Below are 20629 nucleotides of genomic sequence, written 5' to 3'. Positions count from 1 at the left end.
GCGGCCACAGCGGGGGTGACCTCCCGGTCGGCGGAGCCCCGCGGTGCCGTGATCCGTTCCTCGCCGGTGGTGGGTGCGGCGATCATCGGCGGGTGGGAGGCTGGCGGCATGAACCGGCTTGCGGACGCGACCAGCCCCTACCTGCTGCAGCACGCGGACAACCCCGTGCAGTGGTGGCCCTGGACGCCGGAGGCGTTCGAGGAGGCCCGCCGCCGGGACGTGCCGGTGCTGCTGTCGGTCGGCTACGCCGCCTGCCACTGGTGCCACGTGATGGCGCACGAGTCGTTCGAGGACGCCGAGATCGCGGCCGCGATGAACGAGCACTTCGTGAACATCAAGGTGGACCGGGAGGAGCGCCCGGACGTCGACTCGGTCTACATGGAGGCGACGCAGGCCATGACCGGGCAGGGCGGCTGGCCGATGACCTGCTTCCTGACCCCGGACGGCGAACCGTTCCACTGCGGCACCTACTACCCGCCGAAGCCGCTGCACGGCATGCCCTCGTTCCCGCAGCTGCTGGAGGCGGTGGCCTCCGCCTGGTCCGAGCGCGGTGCGGAGGTGCGCGCGGCCGCGACCCGGGTCGTCGAGCAGCTGGCTTCCCAGCCGTCGGCGCTGCCCGAGGCGGGGGTGGACGACGCGGCGCTGGACGCGGCGGTGTCCCGGCTGGGCTCCGAGTTCGACGCGGTGCACGGCGGGTTCGGGGACGCCCCGAAGTTCCCGCCGTCGATGGTGCTGGAGTTCCTGCTCCGCCACCACGAGCGGACCGGTTCCGCCGAGGCGCTGCGCCTCGCCACCTCGACCGCGGGGGCGATGGCCCGCGGCGGCCTGTACGACCAGCTCGCGGGCGGTTTCGCGCGCTACAGCGTCGACGCCGCGTGGGTGGTGCCGCACTTCGAGAAGATGCTCTACGACAACGCGCTGCTGCTGCGCGCGTACGCGCACCTGGCCCGCCTGGACGTGGACGCGTCGGGGCTGGCGCGTCGGGTCGCCCGGGAGACCGCCGAGTTCCTGCTGCGCGACCTGCGCACCTCCGACGGCGCGTTCGCCGCCTCCCTCGACGCCGACACCGAGGGCGTGGAGGGGCTGACCTACGTGTGGACGCCGGAGGAGCTGGTGGCGGTGCTCGGCGAGCAGGACGGCCGGTGGGCCGCGGAACTGCTCGTCGTCACTCCGGAGGGCACCTTCGAGCAGGGCGCGTCCACGCTGCGGCTGCCCGCCGACCCGGACGACGTGGAGCGGTGGCGGCGGGTGCGCGACGTCCTCGCCGAGGCCCGTTCGCGCCGTCCGCAGCCGGGCATCGACGACAAGGTCGTCACCTCGTGGAACGGCATGGCGCTGACCGCGCTGGTGGAGGCCGCCGCGGTCCTCGACGAGCCGCAGTGGGTGCAGGACGCGCGCCGCGCCGCGGAGCTGCTGGTGCAGCGGCACGTGGTGGACGGACGGTTGCGCCGCAGCTCCCGCGACGGCGTGGTGGGGCAGGCGGCGGGCGTGCTGGAGGACCACGGCTGCCTGGCCGAGGGCCTGCTCGCGCTGCACCAGGCCACGGGTGAGCAGAGCTGGCTGGACGCCGCGTGCGCCCTGCTGGACACGGCGCTGCAGCAGTTCGCCGACCCGGAGCACCCGGGTTCCTTCTTCGACACGGCGGCGGACGCGGAAGCGCTGGTGCGCAGGCCGTCCGATCCGACGGACAACGCGAGCCCGTCCGGTGCGTCCGCGACCGCGGCGGCCCTGCTGACCGCGGCCGCGCTGGCCGGACCGGACCGCGCGACCCGCTACCGGGCGGCCGCCGAGCAGGCGCTGTCCCGGGCCGGGCTGCTGGTCCAGCGCGCGCCGCGCTTCGCCGGGCACTGGCTGGCGGCGGCGGAGGCGCTGTCGCACGGCCCGGTGCAGATCGCGGTGGCGGGCGCCGAGGCGGCGGAGCGCGCGGACCTGCTGGCGGTGGCCCGCCGGAACGCCCCCGGCGGCGCGGTGGCCGTGGCCGGCCCGCCGGACGCCGCCGCGGTGCCGCTGCTGGCGGGGCGCGGTCTCGTGGACGGGGCCACCGCCGCGTACGTGTGCCGCGGCTACGTCTGCGACCGCCCGGTCACCTCGGCCGAGGACCTGGTGGCCGCGCTGGCCCGCTGAGCAGCGGGCGGTGGTGGCTCAGGCGTACAGCGCCAGCCAGATCGACACGTGGTGGCAGATCGCCGCCACGGTCACCGCCGCGTGGAAGAACTCGTGGTAGCCGAAGGTCTTCGGCCACGGGTCCGGCCACCGGCTCGCGTAGCAGATCGCGCCCAGCGAGTAGAGCACGCCGCCGACCACCAGCAGCACGAACGCCGCCACGCCCGCGTGGACCAGCAGCTCCGGCAGCACGAACACGGCGACCCAGCCGAGCGCGAGGTAGACCGGCACGCCCACCCAGCGCGGCCCGTTCGGCCACGCCAGCTTCAGCACCACGCCGCCGAGCGCGCCGCCCCACACCACGGCGAGCACGACGGCTCCGGTGGTCGGCTGCATCGCCAGCATCGCGAACGGCGTGTAGGTCCCCGCGATGAACAGGAAGATCATCGAGTGGTCGAGGCGGCGCATCCAGGTCCGCGCGCCCACCGAGTTCCACGTCTTGCGGTGGTACAGCGCGCTGACCCCGAACAGGCCGAGCACGGTGGCCACGTACACGGAGGTCCCCAGTGCGGCGGAGGCACCCACGGTGGCGGCGGCCAGGGAGATCAGCGTGGCACCCGAGGCCACTGCTCCCACCAGTGACCAGAGGTGGATCCAGCCGCGCATCCGCGGCTTGATGGAGGCGGTGCTGCGTCGAGCGGTCAAGGCGCTAGTCACGACCGCAAGATTACGGGACCGTAGGTTCTGCGCAGTCCCCCGATGGCGGTGACGTCCGTTGCAGCCCGCGGCAGCGTTCGGAGCAGCGCGGTCCGCATTCGACGGAGGGACCGTCGGGGCTGCGCAGGGGCCCGCGTACTCTCAGGGAGCGTGGCGCTCAAGGTTCGTCTGCGGGAACTCATCTACGACGTGTACGAGCGACGGCTGCGCCGTCAGCTCAGAGGTGCCAGAGCACCCAGGCACGTGGGCGTGATCCTCGACGGGAACCGCCGCTGGGCCAAGGAGGCCGGGCTCGACATCGCGCACGGCCACCGCGCCGGTGCGCGCAAGATCAGCGAGCTGCTCGGCTGGTGCCGGGAAGCCGATGTCGAGGTCGTCACGCTGTGGCTGCTCTCCACCGACAACCTGAACCGCAGCAGCGCCGAGCTGGACGCGCTGCTGGAGATCATCGCCGGGGTGGTGGACGAGCTCACCGACGCGGCCAACCCGTGGCGGGTGCGGATCGTCGGCGCGCTGGACATGCTCCCCACCGAGACGGCGGCCCGGTTGTCGGCCGCCGCGCTGCGGACCGAGGGTCGCACGGGAATGCAGGTGAACGTCGCCGCCGGTTACGGCGGGCGGCAGGAGATCGCCGACGCGGTGCGCAAGCTGCTGCAGCAGCACGCGGAGGCGGGCACCACCATCGAGGAGCTCGCGGAGTTCCTCACCGTCGACCACATCTCCGAGCACCTCTACACCTCGGGCCAGCCCGACCCGGACCTGTTGATCCGGACTTCCGGGGAGCAGCGGTTGTCCGGGTTCATGCTGTGGCAGTCCGCGCATTCGGAGTTCTGGTTCTGCGAGGCGTACTGGCCGGCGTTCCGGCGCGTCGACTTCCTGCGCGCGTTGCGCGAGTATTCGGCGCGGCACCGCCGCTACGGCGGCTGAAGACCACGGCGGTTGAAGACCGCCCGGGCTGGTCCCGCACCAGGACAGCGAAAAGGCCAGGTCCCGAAGGGCCTGGCCTTTTCATGCATCCACACGAGCGCCTGTGTGTCAGCCCTTGACCGAGGGGTGGTCGACGACCGGGGCGTTGACGCACTGGCTGGTCTGCGGCGACAGGACCGGCACGACCGCACCCAGCACGGCGACGTTGTTGCCGCAGAGCTGCACCGGCACGGCGCTGATGTTGTTGTCGTCGAGCAGGTTGACGCCGTCGTTGTCGGCGCTGTCCGCGTTGGCGATGGGGGCGAGGGCCATCAGGCCTGCCGCCGCACCGGCGACGACCACTGCCTTCTTCAGCATTGCGTTCACTCTCCTTGTGTATTGCCGCGGGATGCCCCGAAGCGGCACGATTACCGGTGTGCGAACACGTGGGTTGACCGGTTCGGGGCGAACGAGATGTCGCCGGAGAATGGCTTCCGCTCGAAAAGGTCCAAGTGGATTCCGGGTCCGTCGGCGACGTTACCTCGAAAACAGGTGGTTCGGCGAATTCGACACGCTCGGAGCGAATTGAGATCGTCTCTCGCGGACCGCTCCGGTGGAATGCGCCGGCTACCGGGTGGTGCCGTTTCAGCCCTTGGCGGACGGGTGGTCCACGACCGGCGCGTTGACGCAGTCGCTGGTCTGCGGCGACAGGATCGGCACGACGGCGCCGAGGACCGCGACGTTGTTCCCGCAGGCCTGGACGGGCAGCACGCTGAGGTTGTTGTCGTTCAGCAGGTTGACGCCGTCGTTGTCCGCGCTGTCCGCGTTGGCGATCGGTGCCAGCGCCATCAGACCCGCCGCCGCACCGGCGACGACCACTGCCTTCTTCAGCACTTGGATGCTCCTTGTTGTTTCGGGTGTGGCGGTCGCGGTCCCTCGTTCACGAGCACCCCGGAAGTTCGCCCAGGGAGGCGACCGCGAAAAAAACCTAACCATTCCTGAAGGTGTAAGCACAGCTGGTTAACACCATCGTGTAAGCAAATCTTTTGCCCCTCAAGTCGGTGCGCCGGTGCGGAACCCGGCTACTCGCCGGTAAGGAATCGTGCTCCATAACATCAGTCGGGCGGGATTCGCGATCCGGGTTCCGCGGAATGGTCCCGAAAGCCTTTCGTCGCAGCTAGCGAGGTCGTACCGTCCGGTGGTGGACGCCGCCGAGCTGGTTCGCGAGTACGTGCGGCTCGGGCTGCGGATCGGGCGGCTCGACCCCGGTTCCGCGAGTGCCCGCGCCGTCGAACGGCGATCGCGCAGCGTCATCGATCGCGAGCCCGTATCAGCCCCTGGTGTACTTGCAGAACGAGCCGCGTTGTTGTGCGCGGTCGTCCCCGATGTCGGGTTCGTCCCCGCGCGGGCCGCGTTCCTGTCCGGGCAGCTGGCCGCGCTGGAGTGCCGCGCGCACCGGCTCGCCGGGTGGCGGACGTCGTTCCGGGCGGAGGCCGCGGCGTGCTTCGGGCTCCGCGTCGAGTTCGGCGAACCGGACCGGTACCGCAGCGCGCACGCGGAGCTGGCGGAGCTGCTGCCCGGCTCGGGTCCCCCGGCGGACCGGCTGGCGCTGCTGGCGGCGCGGGAACGGGTGCCGCCGACGCGGCTGGCGCGCGGGGTCGCCGCGCTCTCCCGCGCGTTGCGCGCTCGGGTGCGGGCCGAGCCGGGGCTGCCGGTGCAGGAGGGCGTCGACTACCGCTACGTCCGGGGCCGCTCGTGGTCGGCGCTGCACCGCTACCTCGGCGACTTCCGGTCGCTGGTCGCGGTGGACCCGGACCGGCAGGTGTGGGCGGGGCGGCTCCCGGGGCTGGTCGCGCACGAGTCCTACCCGGGCCACCACGCGGAGCACTGCCGCAAGGAGCGGGTGCTGGTCGGCGCCCGCGGCTGGTCCGAACACGGCGTCGAGGTGCGGGACAGCCCGCAGTCGCTGCTCGCGGAGGGGATCGCCGAGTCGGGGCTGCGCATCGCGGTCGGCCCCGGCTGGGGCCGCTGGGCGCAGGAGGTGCTGGCGGAGGTGGGCATCGCCTTCGACGGGGACCGGGCGGAGCGGGTGCTCGACGCGCTGGACGGGCTGCGCCGGGTGCGGTCGGACGCGGCGCTGCTGCTGCACGACGGCCCGGGCCCCGCTGCTGCGGCGGCGCACCTGCGCCGGTGGTCGTGCCTGCCGGAGGAGGGCGTCCGCGCGTTCCTCCGGTTCGCCGCCGACCCGTGCTGGCGGCTGCACGTCGTCACCTACGCGGAAGGGCTGCCGGTGGTCGCCCGCAGGCTCGCCGCGGGAGAAGCGGTGGGGCGGCTGCTGGACGAGCCGTGGGCTCCCGGCGGCTGACCGGTTCGGGCGGCGGTGCGCCGGTTGGGCCGATCGGCGGACCCGGCGAAATCTCGGCGGAAGCCCGAAAAGTCCTGTTGTTCACTCGAACAGACCAAAGTGGACGCTGCGTTGATCACGGCACGTGCGTACGTCCGGGTGGCCGCGACGACGCGCCGCGGAGAAGTCGAACCGGCCCGTCCGCGGCGCTGTGACCAGCGAGTCGACCGGTTCCCGGGAACCGCCGAGCGACGGCCGGGTGGCGTCCGGGTGCACCGAATCCGGTGCGCACGTGACACCCGGCTGACGTTCTGGCGAATCACCTGGCTGGTCGCCTGCCCAGAAGCGAATCTCGGAGGTAGCGTCCGAAGTGACGGGTCGACGCGTAAATGGCCCGTCCGGGGAGGCCCTGACCGTGGCTGTTGGCTGGATCGGACGGTACCACCGTCCTCCGTGGTCGCTCGGGGCCGGTGCGCGGCCTCGGTGGCTGCGCCGGACCGCCCGCCGGTCCGGCCAGGCCAGGGCAGGGGCGGCCCGGCCCGCCGACGAGCGGGCGTGTGCCCCACGCCCGCGAGGGAGTAGCCGTGACCACACGACGTTCCCAAGCCGCAGCGGAAACCTCGGCCCAGGCCGAGGACTCCGCAGGCGTCGCAGCCCGAACGGATGTCCGCACGTACGTGCTCGACACCTCGGTGCTGCTGTCCGATCCGTGGGCGATGACCCGGTTCGCCGAGCACCGCGTGGTGCTCCCGCTGGTCGTGATCAGCGAACTCGAAGCGAAGCGGCATCACCCGGAACTCGGCTGGTTCGCCCGCGAGGCCCTGCGAGGCCTCGACGAACTGCGCATCGAGCACGGCCGGCTGGACGCGCCGGTCGAGATCGGTGAGGACGGCGGCACGCTGCACGTCGAGCTCAACCACTCCGATCCGCAGGTGCTGCCGCCAGGTTTCCGCACCGACTCCAACGACGCCCGGATCCTGGCGTGTTCGCTGAACCTCGCCGCCGACGGGCACCGGGTCACGCTGGTCACCAAGGACATGCCGCTGCGGGTCAAGGCTGCTTCGGTGGCGCTGGAAGCCGACGAGTACCGGGCGCAGGACGTGGTGTCCAGCGGCTGGTCGGGCATGGCGGACCTCGACCTGCCGCCGGAGCAGGTGGATGCGCTGTTCAAGGACGGCGAGGCCGACCTCGACGAGGCCAAGGACCTGCCCGCGAACACCGGGCTGCGGCTGCTCGCGGGCACCCAGAGCGCGCTCGGCCGGGTCACCGCGGACAAGCAGGTGAAGCTGGTTCGCGGCGACCGGGAGGCCTTCGGGCTGCACGGCCGCTCCGCCGAGCAGCGCATCGCGCTGGACCTGCTGCTGGACCCGGACGTCGGCATCGTCTCCCTCGGCGGACGCGCGGGCACCGGCAAGTCGGCGCTGGCGCTGTGCGCCGGTCTGGAAGCCGTGCTGGAACGCCAGCAACACCGCAAGGTCGTGGTCTTCCGGCCGGTCTACGCGGTCGGCGGCCAGGAGCTGGGCTACCTGCCGGGCAGCGAGAACGAGAAGATGCAGCCCTGGGCGCAGGCGGTGTTCGACACCCTCGGCGCGTTGGCCAGCGAGAACGTCCTCGACGAGGTCACCGACCGGGGCATGCTGGAAGTGCTGCCGCTGACCCACATCCGAGGCCGGTCGCTGCACGACTCGTTCGTGATCGTGGACGAGGCCCAGTCGCTGGAGCGCAACGTGCTGCTCACGGTGCTGTCCCGGCTCGGGGCGAACTCCAGGGTGGTGCTGACCCACGACGTGGCGCAGCGGGACAACCTGCGCGTCGGCCGGCACGACGGCGTGGCCGCGGTGATCGAGAAGTTGAAGGGCCACCCGCTGTTCGCGCACATCACGCTGACCCGTTCCGAGCGCTCGCCGGTGGCGGCGCTGGTGACGGAGATGCTGGAGGGGGAGTTCACCCCCTGATGCCCGAACCGGCCGGTGGCGTCCGCGCGGGCGCCCCCCCCCTCCGGGATCACCAGCCGCTGGGCAGCGGGCGTCCCTCGGCGAACCCGGCGGCGGACTGGATGCCCACCAGCGCGCGCTCGTGGAACTCGGCGAGGTTCCGCGCGCCCGCGTAGGTGCAGGAGGAGCGCAGCCCGGAGCTGATCTCGTCCAGCAGGTCCTCCACACCGGGGCGCTTCGGGTCGATCTTCATCCGGGAGCTGGAGATGCCCTCCTCGTAGAGCGCCTTGCGCGCCTGGTCGAAGGCGCTGTCGGTGCGCGTCCGGGCGCCGACGGCGCGCTTGGAGGCCATGCCGAAGGACTCCTTGTAGGCGCGGCCGTGCTCGTCGCGCAGCAGGTCGCCGGGCGATTCGTGGGTGCCGGCGAACCAGGAGCCCACCATCACCGAGGCGGCCCCGGCGGCCAGCGCCAGCGCCACGTCCCGCGGGTGCCGCACGCCGCCGTCGGCCCACACGTGCTTGCCGAGCTCCCGCGCGGCCGCGGCGCACTCGGCGACGGCGGAGAACTGGGGACGGCCGACGCCGGTCATCATCCGGGTGGTGCACATGGCGCCCGGGCCGACGCCGACCTTGATCACGTCCGCGCCGGCCTCGACGAGGTCCCGCACGCCGTCGGCGGTGACCACGTTGCCCGCGACGACCGGCACCGACGGGTCGAGCGCCCGCACCGCGCGCAACGCGCTGATCATCTTCTCCTGGTGGCCGTGCGCGGTGTCCACGACCAGCGCGTCCACCCCCGCCGCGAGCAGCGCGGCCGCCTTGCCCGCCACGTCGCCGTTGACGCCGACCGCGGCGGCGACCCGGAGCCGGCCCGCCCCGTCCAGCGCGGGCGCGTAGATCTCGGCGCGCAGCGAGCCGCGCCCGGTGAGGATCCCGGCGAGCCTGCCGTCTCCGTCGACCGCGAGCACCACCTGCTTGCCCTGGGCGTGCAGCTGCTCGAAGACCTCGCGGGGTTCGGTGCCCAGCGGCAGCACCAGCGGGGTGCGGTCGGCGACCTCGCCGACCCGGGCGAACCGGTCCACGCCGGAGCAGGCGGACTCGTCCACGACGCCGACCGGCCTGCGGTCCTCGTCGACGACCACGACCGCGCCGTGCGAGCGCTTCGGCAGCAGGTTCAGCACGTCCGCGACCGCGTCGTCCGGGCGCAGCACCAGCGGCGTGTCCCAGACCGGGTGCCGGTCCTTCACCCAGGACACGATCTCCGCGACGGCTTCGGGGGCGACGTCCTGCGGCAGGACGGTGATCCCACCGCGCCGCGCCACCGTCTCCGCCATGCGGCGGCCCGCGACGGCGGTCATGTTGGCGACCACGACCGGGAGCGTGGTGCCCGAGCCGTCGGAGGTCGCGAGGTCGACGTCGAACCGGGACTCGACGCCGGAGCGGCGCGGGGCCAGGAAGACGTCGTCGTAGGTCAGGTCTGTGGAGGGCTGCTGCCCGTTCAAGAACCGCACGAGGTTCCACCCTACGTGCCGGACGGCCCCCACCGGTCGGATCGAGCGAGCCGCCGGTTCTGCGCGGATCATCCGGAAGTGTGGTTGCGGGGGGTTTTCGCCACCAGGCTAGATTGGGGGCAGCTGCGCAAGGTGCGTGGAAGTAAGCTCCAAGTACCGCCGGTTCCCGCGTGCGGCGGCCAATGCCGACCCGCACAACCGAGTGCTCCGCAACCCGAGTCGAGGGACGAGCGGTCAGATCTCCTCGCCGCTGAGCAGGGGTTCGAAGGAGCGGTAGGCGGTGTAGTTGCGGAAGAAGCGGCTGTACAGCTCGGAGCCGTCGTCGAAGGTGGCGTCCTCGACCTTCTTCACCTCGACGAGCTCCTTGAACTTCCAGGTGACGATCTCGCCGTCCTCGTTCGGGTAGCTGGCGGCCTGCTGCTTGCCGCAGTCGACGGCCTTCTCCCGCGCCTCCTCGTCGGATTCGGCCTTGACCAGCACGAACGATTCCTCGTAGAGCTCCGGTTCGGTGGCCGACGCGGAGGAGATCTCGATGAGCAGCACCGCGACGTAGAACTCGGCCTCGGCGGAGGAGGTGCTCGCCTGGAAGTCGCGGGGGTCGATGCTGCCCGAACCGATGTCGATCGAGCCGACCTGCTCGTCGTCGCTGGGGGTGGTCATGGCTCCACCCTCTCATCCGCCGAGGAGGCCCCCGGCAGCATGGCCCGCACCGCGTCGATCGTGTCGGCGGTGGCGGCGTCCTTGTCGGGGCGGTAGCGCAGCACGCGGGCGAAGCGCAGCGCGACCTCGCCGGGGTAGCGGGTGCTGACCTGCACCCCGTCCAGTTCGACCTCCACGACCAGGTCCGGGGCGAGGTGCACGGTACTCCGGTCGCGGTGCGTCTCGTGGCGGGGGAATTCGGCGGTCTGCCAGGCGAGGAGTTCGTCGGTGAGGCCCTTGAACGTCTTGCCCACCATGATCGGCGGTCCGCCCGCCGGGTCGCGGGCGCCGAGGTGCAGGTTGGACAGCGTCCCGCTGCGCCGCCCGTGGCCCCATTCCGCGGCGAGCACCACCAGGTCCAGCGTGTGCGACGGTTTGACCTTGCGCCAGGCCCGGCCGCGCCGCCCCGCCGCGTAGATCGAGTCGAGGTCCTTCACCACGACCCCTTCGTGCCCGGCGTCGAGGGCGTCGTTCAGCAGCGCGTCCGCGTCCTCGGCGTTCCCGGGGCGCACCCCGGGGATGCGGTGCTCGGGTGCGACCCGGGCCAGCGCCGCCAGCCGCCGGTGCAGCGGCTCGTCCACCAGGTCGGCGCCGTCCAGGTGCAGGCAGTCGAAGAAGTGCGGCCGCAGCACCTCGTCGCGCGGACCGCGGGCGCCGAAGCGGGACATCGTCTCCTGGAACGGGCGGGGCCTGCCGGAGTCGGTGAGGGCGAGCGCCTCCCCGTCCAGCACCACCGACGTGCAGGGCAGCGCCAGGCCCAGTTCGACGAGTTCCGGGACCTGCCCGGTGATCTCGCGGAGCGTGCGGGTGAACACCCGGACCTGCTCGCGGTCCCGGTGCAGCTGGATCCGCGCCCCGTCCAGCTTGTGCTCGACCACGCAGTCGCCGAGTTCGCCCAGCGCCGCCGTGAGGGTGTCGGCGGGCGAGGCGAGCATCGGTCGCAGCGGCCTGCCCACTTCGAGTCGGAACTCGGCGAGCGCGGCGGAACCGCCGGTCAGCGCGGCCTCGGCGGTGGCGGGCAGCCGCCCGGAGAGTATGAACGCCCGGAGCACCGCTTCGGCGGGCACGTCGGCGGCGCGGGCGACGGCCGCCAGCAGCACGCCTTCGAGCGCGCCTTGCCGGAGTTCGCCGCCGAGCAGCCGGACCAGGAACCGCTGCTCGTCGGCGGTGGCGCGGCCCAGCAACGCGTGCAGCAGGTCGAGGCGGCGCTGCCCGGATCCGGTGCCGGTGGTGGCGCGCAGCTCGTCGACGGTGGCGGCCACGTCGAGCACGGTCAGTCCGGGGGTCGCGGCGGGTTCGGCGCGCAGCGCGTTCAGCGTGGACCAGCCGACCCCGGCGCGGCCGCCGGGCAGCTCACCGGCGAGCAGCGCGGCGGCGGGCCGGATCTCGGCGCCGCGCAGGCGGGTGAGCAGTTCGGCGAGGGTGCGGATCTTCGCGTTGCGGGCGCGGGTCCCCGCGACCTCGGCGGACGCGGAGACGACTGCGTTCAGCGGCACCATGCGTCCATGGTGCGCGCGGTGCCCCGCAACTCGCCGGAGGAACGGGGAACCGGTGGGGCGGTGCGCGGCGTCGTAGTCGTGATCCGGAACCGCTGGGGGTGCTCCGGATCGGGCCGTGCGCTCGCCGGGTGGCGGTGCGCACGGCCCACCGGCTCACTTGGCCTTGGCCATGCCCAGCACGTCCAGCGCGGTGTCCAGCTGCTCCAGGGTGAGCTTGCCGGAGTCGACGTGGCCGCGTTCGAGGACGACCTCGCGGATGGTGCGGCGCTCCTTGAGGGCCTGCTTCGCGATCGAGGCGGCCTCCTCGTAGCCGATGAAGCGGTTCAGCGGCGTGACGATCGAGGGCGAACCCTCGGCGTACTCGCGGGCGCGCTCGACGTTGGCCTCGACCCCGGCGAACACCTTGTCGGCGAGCAGCCGGGACACGGCGGCGAGCAGCCGCGCGGATTCCAGCACGTTGCGGGCGATCACCGGCAGGTTCACGTTGAGCTGGAAGTTGCCCTGCGCGCCGGCGAACGCGACGGCCGCGTCGTTGCCGATGACCTGCGCGACGACCTGGAGGGTGGCCTCCGGGATCACCGGGTTCACCTTGCCCGGCATGATCGAGGAACCGGGCTGCAGGTCGGGCAGCGCCAGCTCGGCGAGGCCGGTGCGCGGGCCGGACCCGAGCCAGCGCACGTCGTTGGCGATCTTGTTCAGGCTCACCGCGACGGTGCGCAGGTGCCCGGAGGTCTCGACGACGCCGTCCTGGGTGGCCTGCGCCTCGAAGTGGTCGCGGGCCTCGGTCAGCGGCAGTCCGGTGACGCGGGCGAGCTCGGCGGCGACGGCCGCGCCGAAGCCGTCCGGCGCGTTCAGGCCGGAGCCGACGGCGGTGCCGCCGATGGGCAGCTCGCCGAGCCGGTCCAGCCCGGAACGCAGCCGCTCCACGCCGAAGCGCACCTGCGAGGCCCACGCGCCCGCTTCCTGGGCGAGGGTGATCGGCACCGCGTCCATCAGGTGGGTGCGGCCGGACTTGACGACCTCGGCCCACTCGGCGGCGCGGCCCTCGACGACGCCCGCCAGGTGCTCCAGAGCGGGGATGACGTCGGTGAGCACGGCCTCGGTGGCGGCCACGTGGATGGTGGTGGGGAACGTGTCGTTCGAGGACTGCGAGGCGTTGACGTGGTCGTTCGGGTGCACGTCGCGGCCGAGTCCGCGGGTCGCGAGGGTCGCGATGACCTCGTTGGCGTTCATGTTCGACGACGTGCCGGAGCCGGTCTGGAACACGTCGATCGGGAAGTGCGCGTCGTGGTGGCCCTCGGCGACCTCGTCGGCGGCGGTGGCGATGGCCTCGGCCATGTCGGCGTCGAGGATGCCGAGTTCGCCGTTGACCCGCGCGGTGGCGGCCTTGAGCAGTCCGAGGGCGCGGATCTGCGCGCGCTCCAGCCCGCGGCCGGAGATCGGGAAGTTCTCCACGGCGCGCTGCGTCTGCGCGCGGTACAGGGCGTCGGCGGGAACCCTGACCTCGCCCATGGTGTCGTGTTCGATCCGGTAGTCCTGTTCAGCCATGACCGAAGTGTCCACCGCCCGAGCGGGGCCGGTCAGTATGGGGCGGCCCACTTCCGGGCAGTCCTCCGGGTGCTGGACCGAGAAAGGTGACGGAGATCGTCGCCGAGCCGGGCGCGCCGGGCTCGGAGGCGATCCGCGTTGCACCGGCGCGAGCGGGGTGGGGCATGGCCGAGCACGAGGTCGATCTGCTGGTCGTCGGCGCGGGGCCGGCGGGGCTGTTCGCGGCGTACTACGCGGGGTTCCGGGGCCTGTCGGTGGCGGTGGTGGATTCGCTGCCGGAACCGGGCGGGCAGGTCGCGGCGATGTACCCGGAGAAGCTGATCTTCGACGTGCCGGGGTTCCCCGCGGTGCGCGGCCGCGACCTGGTGGCGGCCCTGGTGGAGCAGGCCGCGCCGCGCGAACCGCGCTACCTGCTGGGCAGGGACGCCACCGATCTGTCCGAAGTGGATGGACGGCTGCGGGTGCTGGCGGGCCCGGAACCGGTGCGCGCGCGAGCCGTGCTGATCACCGCGGGCATCGGCGAGTTCACGCCCCGGCCGCTGCCCGCGGGCGGGGACTGGCTCGGCAGGGGAGTGGTGCACTTCGTGCCCGACCTGGCGGTGCACCGCGGGCAGGACGTGGTGGTGGTCGGCGGCGGCGATTCGGCGTTCGACTGGGCGCTGGCGCTGCACCCGATCGCGCGCAGCGTGACCCTCGTGCACCGCCGGGCGCGGTTCCGCGCGCACCCGGGCCTGGTGCGGGAGGTCGCCGAGCTCGGCGTCGAGATCATCACCGAGGCGCAGGTGGTGGCGGTGCGCGGGGACTCCGCGGGCGTGCACGAGGTGGAGCTGGCCGTCGGCGAGCGGCGGCGGGTGCTGCCCGCGCGGACCGTGGTCGCCGCGCTCGGCTTCACCGCCTCGCTGGGGCCGATCGAGTCCTGGGGACTGGAGTTGGCCGGGCGCTCGATCCGGGTGGACAGCACGATGCGCACCAACCGGGACCGGGTGTACGCGGCGGGCGACGTGGCCACCTACCCGGGGAAGGTGAAGCTGATCGCCACCGGCTTCGGCGAGGCCGCCACCGCGGTCAACAACCTCGCGGTCGCCCTGGACCCGGCGGCCCACCTCTTCCCGGGCCACTCCTCCGACCGGAGCTGAACGTGGAACGGCCGCCCTCCCCAGGAGGAGGGCGGCCGGTCTGCGGGTGCCGATCAGGCGGCGGTGTTCTCCTCGACCCAGTCGGACAGCGCCGACACGTCGGTGTAGATCGACGGGCCGGTCGCGCAGTTCGAGTCGTTGTTCCCGGCGCGGCTGGTGGCGCCGATCAGCTCCCAGGAGCCCTCGGTGCCCTTGATCTGCGGGCCGCCCGAGTCGCCGTAGCAGGCGCCGGAGTCGCCACCGGGGTTCGAGGTGCAGATCTCGGTCTCGCCCTCGATGCCCGAGCAGTCGGCGTCGTCGACGATCGCGGTGTCCAGCTCCTGCAGCGTGGCGGGGGCTTCGCCGCCCGGCGCCGGGCTGGTCTGGCCCCAGCCGATGATGCGGGTCTCGGTGCCGGTGGCGCCCGACTCGGGGGCGATGGAGATCGGCTGCGCGGAGACCTGCGTGTCCAGCTTGATCACGGCGATGTCCGCCGAGTCGTGCACCTTGATGTCGCTGACCCCGGCCTCTTCGCCGCCGGAGGCGTGCTCCAGGCTGCCGACGCGGACGGACAGGTCGCCGGGCTGGCTGCCCTGGACGCAGTGCGCGGCGGTGACCGCCCAGTCGGCCTTGATCAGCGAAGCGCCGCAGATGTGCCCGCCGCCGGACTGCAGCGACACCATGAACGAGTAGGTCTCGGTGGCGTCGTGACCGCCCACGACCATGGGCGTGGGGTCCTGGGCCGCGGAAGCGGGCGTGGCCAGCGCGAGCGCGGCGCCGGCGGCGAGCACTCCGGTGAGCAGGGAGCGTGTGCGCATGGGGGACGAGTCCTTCCGTGTGCCCGGTCCTGGGACGGCCCGGGGTGGTGCTCGGTCCGGTGCGGCGGGCCGAGTGACCACTGACGGTAAGGATCTTCACTCATCCGAGGCACCCACTTAGGTGGGTCTTCACGTCGCTCCAACGACGGTACCCACCCGGCCGAACGCGGCTCCGGTGCAGGTCAACACCGGCCTGATGGCCGATTCGGGGAAATACCGGGAAAAACAGCTCCCCGCGAAACGACGGACCGCCCGCCCCGGCGTGCGGGGACGGGCGGTCCGATCGCGGCGATCAGGGGAGCAGGCCGTGCCTGCCGCCCTCGTCCCCGCCCAGCTCCACGTCCGAGTACTCGCGCAGCTTCGTCAGCTTGTGCAGGCCCTCGATCACCCGCACCGTGCCCGACTTCGACCGCATCACGATCGACTGGGTGCTGCACCGGTTCGCCCGGTAGTGCACGCCCTTGAGCAGTGCGCCGTCGGTGATGCCGGTGGCGCAGAAGAACACGTTGTCCCCGCGCACCAGGTCCGAGGTGGTCAGCACCTGCTCCACGTCGTGCCCGGCGTCGAGCGCCTGCTGCCGCTCCGCGTCGTCCTTCGGCCACAGCCGGGTCTGGATCTCCCCGTCCATGCACTTGAGCGCGGCCGCGGTGATGATGCCCTCCGGCGTGCCGCCGATGCCGATGAGCATGTCGACGCCGCTGTCCGGGCGGGCCGCGGCGATCGCCCCGGCCACGTCGCCGTCGGAGATGAACTGGATGCGCGCACCCGCCTCGCGGACCTCGCGGACCAGGTCCTCGTGCCGCGGCCGGTCCAGGATGCACACCGTGACGTCGGAGACGTCGATGTGCTTGGCCTTCGCGACGCGGCGGATGTTCTCCGCGGTCGGCGCGTTCAGGTCCACCACCCCGGCGGCCTCCGGCCCGACGGCGAGCTTCTCCATGTAGAACACCGCGGACGGGTCGAACATGGCGCCGCGCTCGGCGACGGCGAGCACGGCCAGCGCGTTCGGCATGCCCTTGCTCAGCAGCGTCGTGCCGTCGATCGGGTCGACGGCGACGTCCACCTCGGGGCCTGCGCCGTTGCCGACCTCCTCGCCGTTGAACAGCATCGGCGCTTCGTCCTTCTCGCCCTCGCCGATGACGACGACGCCCTGCATCGAGACGGTGCCGATCAGCTTGCGCATGGCATCCACCGCGGCGCCGTCACCGGAGTTCTTGTCGCCGCGACCGACCCAGCGTCCCGCGGCCATCGCCGCGGCCTCGGTGACCCGGACCAGTTCCATGGCCAGGTTGCGGTCGGGCGCCTCGTGGTGGCCCTGCGTGGTGGACGTGCTCATCGCGCCTCCCGGTATGGCGAGCTGACTCCATCGGCAGCACGCGCCGGCTCCGCGCGCCCTGCTCGTCGGATCTTCGCAGATCGCGCAGCTCGGAGCCGGGGCACGTGGGCGAGCCCACTACCGGTCTTCGCCGGGCTCCTCCACGGAGGCGAGGGCGCGGTCGACGCGTTCGCGCGCGCCCGCGAGGTGCCGCTCGCACACGGCGGCGAGGGCTTCGCCGCGTTCCCACAGCGACAGCGACTCCTCCAGGGACAGGCCACCGGCTTCGAGCCGCTTGACCACGTCGGCCAGTTCGTCCCGCGCCGGCTCGTAGCCCAGCTCGGCGACGTCCGGGTGGTCGGCGACCGGGTCGAAGTGCTCGTCCTGCTCGTTCTTCGTCACGGGGTGGGGCTCTCCAGCTTGCTGGGTACGGACACCACGGCGGTCGCGATGGCCTGGTCGTAGCCGATGAACGCTTCGGCGAACTCGGCGCCGTCGCCTTCCCGGACCGCGTCGTTGATGCGCAACTGCGCTTCGACGACCCTACGTCGGTGGGCGGATCCGCGGCCCACCCACCACCGGCCGCCCGCGTACTCGGACGTGGCGTCGGCCAGCGCCCGCAGCTTCAGCGGCAGCGTCCGGCGCTCGGTGGAGTCGCAACCGCCGAGCAGCGCGTTCCAGCAGCGCGCGGCGGCCAGGTCGGCCTCCCGCGCGCACCGCCGGACCTGCTCGGCGTCGTGCAACTTCGGCGAGCGCGTGACGGCCACCGTCAAGGGGAGGAATGTGGGCTCCTGCTGTCCCCGCACCACGACCTCCCTCGTTCCACTACTCCGTTCCGCCGGGCACCACGGCGTGCACCGCTCCGTCAACGACGCGGACCCGCAACGTGGTTCCCGCCGGGGCCTGGTCGATCGAGCGCAGCACTCCGTCGGCCCCGTCGGGCTCGACGCGCTGCACGATCGCGTACCCGCGAGCAAGAGTGGCCGCAGGACCGAGGGTCGTCAAGCGAGATCGAGTCGCGGTCATCGCATGCCCTTCGGCGGTGAGCACGCCCGTGATGGCGCGCCGCGCGCGGTCCCGTCCGACCTGGACCTGTTCTGATCTGCGGTCCAGCGGGCCGTGCGGGTCGGCCAGCGCGGGCCTGCTGCGCAGCGAATCCAGCAGCCTGCGCTCGCGGTCCACCCATCCGTGTAGCGCTCGTCGCGCGCGGTCGCGGAGCTGGTGCACCCGCTGGGTCTCCTCCGCCATGTCCGGAACGACGCGCTTGCCCGCGCCGGTCGGGGTGGAGCAGCGGACGTCGGCGACGTGGTCCAGCAGCGGCGAGTCCGGCTCGTGCCCGATCGCGCTGACCACCGGCGTGCGGCAGGTCGACACCGCGCGGCACAGCGCCTCGTCGGAGAACGGCAGCAGGTCCTCGACGCTGCCGCCCCCGCGGGCCAGCACGATCACGTCCACCTCGGGGTCGCGGTCGAGCTCGCCCAGCACGTCGAGGATCTGCGGCACCGCGGTCGAGCCCTGCACGGCCACGTTGCGGATCTCGAAGCGCACCGACGGCCAGCGCAGCCGCGCGTTGCTGAGCACGTCGTGCTCGGCCGCGGACGCCCGCCCGGTGATCAGGCCGACCTTGTTCGGCAGGAACGGCAGCCGCCGCTTGCGCGCCGGGTCGAACAGGCCTTCCGCCTTGAGCAGCTGGCGGAGCCGTTCGATGCGGGCGAGCAGTTCACCGATGCCGACGGCGCGGATCTCGTCCACCCGCAGGCTCAACGTCCCGCGGCCGGTGAAGAAGGTGGGCTTGCCGTGCACCACGACGCGGCTGCCGTCGGTCAGCGGCGGGTCCTGCTTGCGCAGCAGCGAGGACGCGCAGGTCAACGTCAGCGACACCTCGGCGGACGGGTCGCGCAGGGTGAGGAAGGAGGTGGCGGCGCCGGGCCGTTGCGAGATCTGCGTGATCTGGCCTTCGACCCAGATGGTGCCGAGCCGGTGGATCCAGTCGGCGATCTTGCGGGCCACGGTGCGCACCGGCCACGGGTCTTCCGCGCTGGTCGGCGGTGGGTTGGCGGGGGCGTTCAGGACCGCTCCTTCCACGTCCGGGCTTGGGCGGCGCGATCATACGGCCGTTCCCCGTCGGGGCGGGGCGGCGCGTCAGTTCTCGGTGCGGAGGCGTTCGAGCCGGTTGCCGAGCATCCGCAGGAACTCGGGGCGCTGCTGGTTCGCCCGCTCGTGGTCGAGCATGGCCTCGACCTCGGCGGTGGAGAAGCCGCGCAGCCTGCCGCGGAGCTGGGGCAGCGTGATGCCCTCGTAGCCGGCGAGCACGCCCGCGTCGTCCGGGGCGGGTGCGGCGGGCGCGGGTTCGTCCTCGTCGAAGGTGGCCCACTCCGGCTGGTCCTCGCCGCGGTCCCAGGCGCCGAGCGCCTCGTCGCCGCGGATGGCCAGTTCGGTGATCTGCTGCTGCATCCGCATCGACAGCTGGAGGGCCTGGCTGGCCACGGTCAGCGGCAACCCGAGCAGCTGGGCGGGCAGCCGCCGGGTCTGCTCGGCGGTGACGGCCGCGAGTCCGGCCGCGACGCGGATCGGCAAGGGGTACGTCGACATGGCCCCAGCCTCCCGCACTCGCGCCGCGGAAACCATCGGCCGGGCACCGGAGCTTCGCCCGGAGGTGCGGGCCGGTTACGGATTCCGGCGGTACCCCCGGGGTGTCCGGTGGCGGTCGGTCACCGTTGACCGCCGCGTCCCGCGCGACGGGTGTCCGCCGGTAGCGGGAAGGGTGACGCTCGGTACCGCCTCGGCAGGTGGCCGCAGGGCTGACCCGTCGCGGGGTGGTCCGTACCCTGGACGGCATGAGCACCTCGCCGCAGGCCGCCGATCGCCTCGCACCGAGCGACCTTGACCAAGGCACCTCCGACCAGGGCACTTCCGAGGGCGGACGCACCAAGCGCGTCCTGCTCGCCAAGCCCCGTGGCTACTGCGCAGGCGTGGACCGCGCGGTCATCACGGTCGAGAAGGCGCTGGACACCTACGGCCCGCCCGTGTACGTGCGCAAGGAGATCGTGCACAACAAGCACGTGGTGGAGACGCTCCAGGACCGCGGCGTGATCTTCGTGGACGAGACCGACGAGGTCCCCGAGGGCGCGCTGGTGGTGTTCTCCGCGCACGGCGTCAGCCCCGCGGTGCACGAGGAGGCCAAGACCCGGAACCTGCGCACCATCGACGCGACCTGCCCGCTGGTCACGAAGGTGCACAAGGAGGTCAACCGGTTCGCCCGCGACGACTACGACATCCTGCTGATCGGCCACGAGGGCCACGAGGAGGTCGAGGGCACCGCCGGTGAGGCGCCGGACCGCGTGCAGCTCGTAGACAAGCCGGAGGACGTGGACAAGGTGCACGTCCGCGACCCGAACAAGGTCGTGTGGCTGTCGCAGACCACGCTCAGCGTCGACGAGACGATGGAGCGGGTCGACCAGATCAAGGAGCGCTTCCCCGATCTGCAGGCGCCGCCGAGCGACGACATCTGCTACGCCACCTCGAACCGCCAGTTCGCGGTGAAGGCGATGGCCGCCGAGTGCGACCTGGTGCTGGTCGTCGGCTCGCAGAACTCCTCGAACTCGAAGCGGCTCGTCGAGGTCGCGCTGCAGGCGGGCGCGAACGACTCGCACCTGATCGACTACGCGAACCAGATCGAGGACTCCTGGCTGGAGGGCGTCGGCACGGTCGGCGTCACCAGCGGTGCCTCGGTGCCGGACGTGCTGGTGATGCAGGTGCTGGAGCACCTCGCCGAGCGCGGCTGGGACGGCGAGGTCGAAGAGGTCACCACCGCCAACGAGAAGATCACCTTCGCGCTGCCGCGGGAGCTCCGCAAGGACCTCAAGGAGAACCCGGACGCGCCGAAGGGCGTCCGCTGACCGCTCCCTCCCGCGGGAGGAACCGGGTGGTCCGCCGCTGAAGGGGCGAGACCACCTGGCGAGCACGCGAACGCGAAACGGCCCGCTCGACCTGATCGGTCGGCGGGCCGTTCTGCTGCGCTGGGCGGGGGCGCCGGCGTCCTTCAGTCGAAGAAGTCGTCGGCGCGGCGGGGGCGGCGGGGCCTGCGCGCCGGGTCGTCCCGCTTCGGCTCGGGGCGTCCG

General features: G+C 72.7%; 19 protein-coding genes. 6 read left to right on the top strand and 13 right to left on the bottom strand.

Annotation, left to right across the window (positions count from 1 at the left end; genetic code table 11):
- The first annotated feature begins 108 nt into the window (after positions 1-108).
- Positions 109-2124: a thioredoxin domain-containing protein gene (locus tag LCD31_RS20275; RefSeq protein WP_224960254.1), complete on the top strand. Its 2016-nt coding sequence runs from the start codon at positions 109-111 to the stop codon at positions 2122-2124.
- Positions 2125-2142: 18 nt separating this feature from the next.
- On the opposite strand, the gene LCD31_RS20270 is transcribed toward LCD31_RS20275, so the two are convergent.
- Positions 2143-2769: a hemolysin III family protein gene (locus tag LCD31_RS20270; RefSeq protein ID WP_224960263.1), complete on the bottom strand. Its 627-nt coding sequence runs from the start codon at positions 2767-2769 to the stop codon at positions 2143-2145.
- A gap of 201 nt (positions 2770-2970) precedes the next feature.
- On the opposite strand from LCD31_RS20270, the gene LCD31_RS20265 reads away from it, so the two are divergent.
- A complete protein-coding gene (locus LCD31_RS20265; RefSeq protein WP_224960253.1) occupies positions 2971-3747 on the top strand; it encodes an isoprenyl transferase in 777 nt (258 codons plus the stop codon).
- 108 nt (positions 3748-3855) lie between these two features.
- Here the strand turns inward: LCD31_RS20265 and LCD31_RS20260 are convergent, their stop codons facing one another.
- Positions 3856-4104, bottom strand: coding sequence for a hypothetical protein (locus tag LCD31_RS20260; protein WP_224960252.1), 249 nt, complete (start codon positions 4102-4104; stop codon positions 3856-3858).
- Positions 4105-4371: 267 nt separating this feature from the next.
- Complete coding sequence (locus tag LCD31_RS20255) at positions 4372-4620, bottom strand: hypothetical protein (protein ID WP_224960251.1); 249 nt, start codon at positions 4618-4620, stop codon at positions 4372-4374.
- A gap of 307 nt (positions 4621-4927) precedes the next feature.
- On the opposite strand from LCD31_RS20255, the gene LCD31_RS20250 reads away from it, so the two are divergent.
- A complete protein-coding gene (locus LCD31_RS20250; protein ID WP_224960250.1) occupies positions 4928-6091 on the top strand; it encodes a DUF885 domain-containing protein in 1164 nt (387 codons plus the stop codon).
- A gap of 656 nt (positions 6092-6747) precedes the next feature.
- A complete protein-coding gene (locus LCD31_RS20245; protein WP_258349496.1) occupies positions 6748-8025 on the top strand; it encodes a PhoH family protein in 1278 nt (425 codons plus the stop codon).
- Positions 8026-8074: 49 nt separating this feature from the next.
- On the opposite strand, the gene LCD31_RS20240 is transcribed toward LCD31_RS20245, so the two are convergent.
- The 4 genes from LCD31_RS20240 to LCD31_RS20225 form a co-directional block, all read right to left on the bottom strand.
- The gene (locus LCD31_RS20240) at positions 8075-9514 is read right to left on the bottom strand and encodes a GuaB1 family IMP dehydrogenase-related protein (protein WP_224960248.1); all 1440 of its coding nucleotides are present in this window, start codon (positions 9512-9514) and stop codon (positions 8075-8077) included.
- A gap of 234 nt (positions 9515-9748) precedes the next feature.
- Entirely contained in the window at positions 9749-10174 is a 426-nt protein-coding gene (locus LCD31_RS20235; protein WP_224960247.1) for a DUF4288 domain-containing protein, read from the bottom strand.
- Entirely contained in the window at positions 10171-11712 is a 1542-nt protein-coding gene (locus LCD31_RS20230) for an ATP-dependent DNA ligase (RefSeq protein WP_224960245.1), read from the bottom strand. The genes LCD31_RS20235 and LCD31_RS20230 overlap by 4 nt, the downstream gene beginning before the upstream one ends.
- A 153-nt stretch (positions 11713-11865) precedes the next feature.
- On the bottom strand, positions 11866-13260 hold the full coding sequence (locus LCD31_RS20225; RefSeq protein WP_224960243.1) for a class II fumarate hydratase: 1395 nt from the start codon (positions 13258-13260) through the stop codon (positions 11866-11868).
- A gap of 164 nt (positions 13261-13424) precedes the next feature.
- Here LCD31_RS20225 and LCD31_RS20220 point away from each other — a divergent pair, with 164 nt between their 5' ends.
- Positions 13425-14396, top strand: a complete 972-nt coding sequence (locus tag LCD31_RS20220; protein ID WP_224960241.1) for an NAD(P)/FAD-dependent oxidoreductase — start codon at positions 13425-13427, stop codon at positions 14394-14396.
- A gap of 53 nt (positions 14397-14449) precedes the next feature.
- Here LCD31_RS20220 and LCD31_RS20215 read toward each other — a convergent pair whose 3' ends face one another.
- From LCD31_RS20215 to LCD31_RS20190, 6 genes are all read right to left on the bottom strand, one after another.
- Positions 14450-15193, bottom strand: coding sequence for a trypsin-like serine protease (locus tag LCD31_RS20215; RefSeq protein ID WP_224960239.1), 744 nt, complete (start codon positions 15191-15193; stop codon positions 14450-14452).
- A 292-nt stretch (positions 15194-15485) separates the two neighbouring features.
- Positions 15486-16529, bottom strand: a complete 1044-nt coding sequence (glpX, locus tag LCD31_RS20210; RefSeq protein ID WP_224960237.1) for a class II fructose-bisphosphatase — start codon at positions 16527-16529, stop codon at positions 15486-15488.
- A 117-nt stretch (positions 16530-16646) separates the two neighbouring features.
- The gene (locus LCD31_RS20205; protein ID WP_224960236.1) at positions 16647-16910 is read right to left on the bottom strand and encodes an exodeoxyribonuclease VII small subunit; all 264 of its coding nucleotides are present in this window, start codon (positions 16908-16910) and stop codon (positions 16647-16649) included.
- Positions 16907-17275 (bottom strand): hypothetical protein, encoded by a 369-nt coding sequence (locus tag LCD31_RS20200; protein WP_308011318.1) that lies wholly within the window; start codon positions 17273-17275, stop codon positions 16907-16909. Before LCD31_RS20200 ends, LCD31_RS20205 begins: the two co-directional genes overlap by 4 nt.
- Before the next feature lie 58 nt (positions 17276-17333).
- Positions 17334-18593, bottom strand: coding sequence for an exodeoxyribonuclease VII large subunit (xseA, locus tag LCD31_RS20195; protein WP_224960234.1), 1260 nt, complete (start codon positions 18591-18593; stop codon positions 17334-17336).
- Between the two features lie 57 nt (positions 18594-18650).
- Positions 18651-19100 (bottom strand): lipid droplet-associated protein, encoded by a 450-nt coding sequence (locus tag LCD31_RS20190; RefSeq protein WP_224960233.1) that lies wholly within the window; start codon positions 19098-19100, stop codon positions 18651-18653.
- A gap of 245 nt (positions 19101-19345) precedes the next feature.
- Between LCD31_RS20190 and LCD31_RS20185 the strand changes: the two genes are divergently transcribed.
- Positions 19346-20407 (top strand): 4-hydroxy-3-methylbut-2-enyl diphosphate reductase, encoded by a 1062-nt coding sequence (locus LCD31_RS20185; protein ID WP_224960232.1) that lies wholly within the window; start codon positions 19346-19348, stop codon positions 20405-20407.
- Positions 20408-20629: the final 222 nt, after the last annotated feature.

The sequence above is a fragment of the Saccharopolyspora sp. 6M genome (genome assembly GCF_020176775.1).
GTDB classification, from domain to species: Bacteria; Actinomycetota; Actinomycetes; order Mycobacteriales; family Pseudonocardiaceae; genus Saccharopolyspora_C; species Saccharopolyspora_C gregorii.
Note: the sequence above shows the minus strand (reverse complement) of the source record. Positions and strands in the feature narration are given on the sequence as shown.

Bases quoted from the DNA above. Each gene is read 5' to 3' on its own strand.
- LCD31_RS20190 (WP_224960233.1), bottom strand. From the start codon at position 19,100: ATGTCGACGTACCCCTTGCCGATCCGCGTCGCGGCCGGACTCGCGGCC.
- LCD31_RS20225 (WP_224960243.1), bottom strand. From the start codon at position 13,260: ATGGCTGAACAGGACTACCGGATCGAACACGACACCATGGGCGAGGTC.
- LCD31_RS20235 (WP_224960247.1), bottom strand. From the start codon at position 10,174: ATGACCACCCCCAGCGACGACGAGCAGGTCGGCTCGATCGACATCGGT.
- glpX (WP_224960237.1), bottom strand. From the start codon at position 16,529: ATGAGCACGTCCACCACGCAGGGCCACCACGAGGCGCCCGACCGCAAC.
- LCD31_RS20215 (WP_224960239.1), bottom strand. From the start codon at position 15,193: ATGCGCACACGCTCCCTGCTCACCGGAGTGCTCGCCGCCGGCGCCGCG.
- LCD31_RS20230 (WP_224960245.1), bottom strand. From the start codon at position 11,712: ATGGTGCCGCTGAACGCAGTCGTCTCCGCGTCCGCCGAGGTCGCGGGG.
- LCD31_RS20185 (WP_224960232.1), top strand. From the start codon at position 19,346: ATGAGCACCTCGCCGCAGGCCGCCGATCGCCTCGCACCGAGCGACCTT.
- LCD31_RS20275 (WP_224960254.1), top strand. From the start codon at position 109: ATGAACCGGCTTGCGGACGCGACCAGCCCCTACCTGCTGCAGCACGCG.
- LCD31_RS20260 (WP_224960252.1), bottom strand. From the start codon at position 4,104: ATGCTGAAGAAGGCAGTGGTCGTCGCCGGTGCGGCGGCAGGCCTGATG.
- LCD31_RS20270 (WP_224960263.1), bottom strand. From the start codon at position 2,769: ATGCGCGGCTGGATCCACCTCTGGTCACTGGTGGGAGCAGTGGCCTCG.
- LCD31_RS20220 (WP_224960241.1), top strand. From the start codon at position 13,425: ATGGCCGAGCACGAGGTCGATCTGCTGGTCGTCGGCGCGGGGCCGGCG.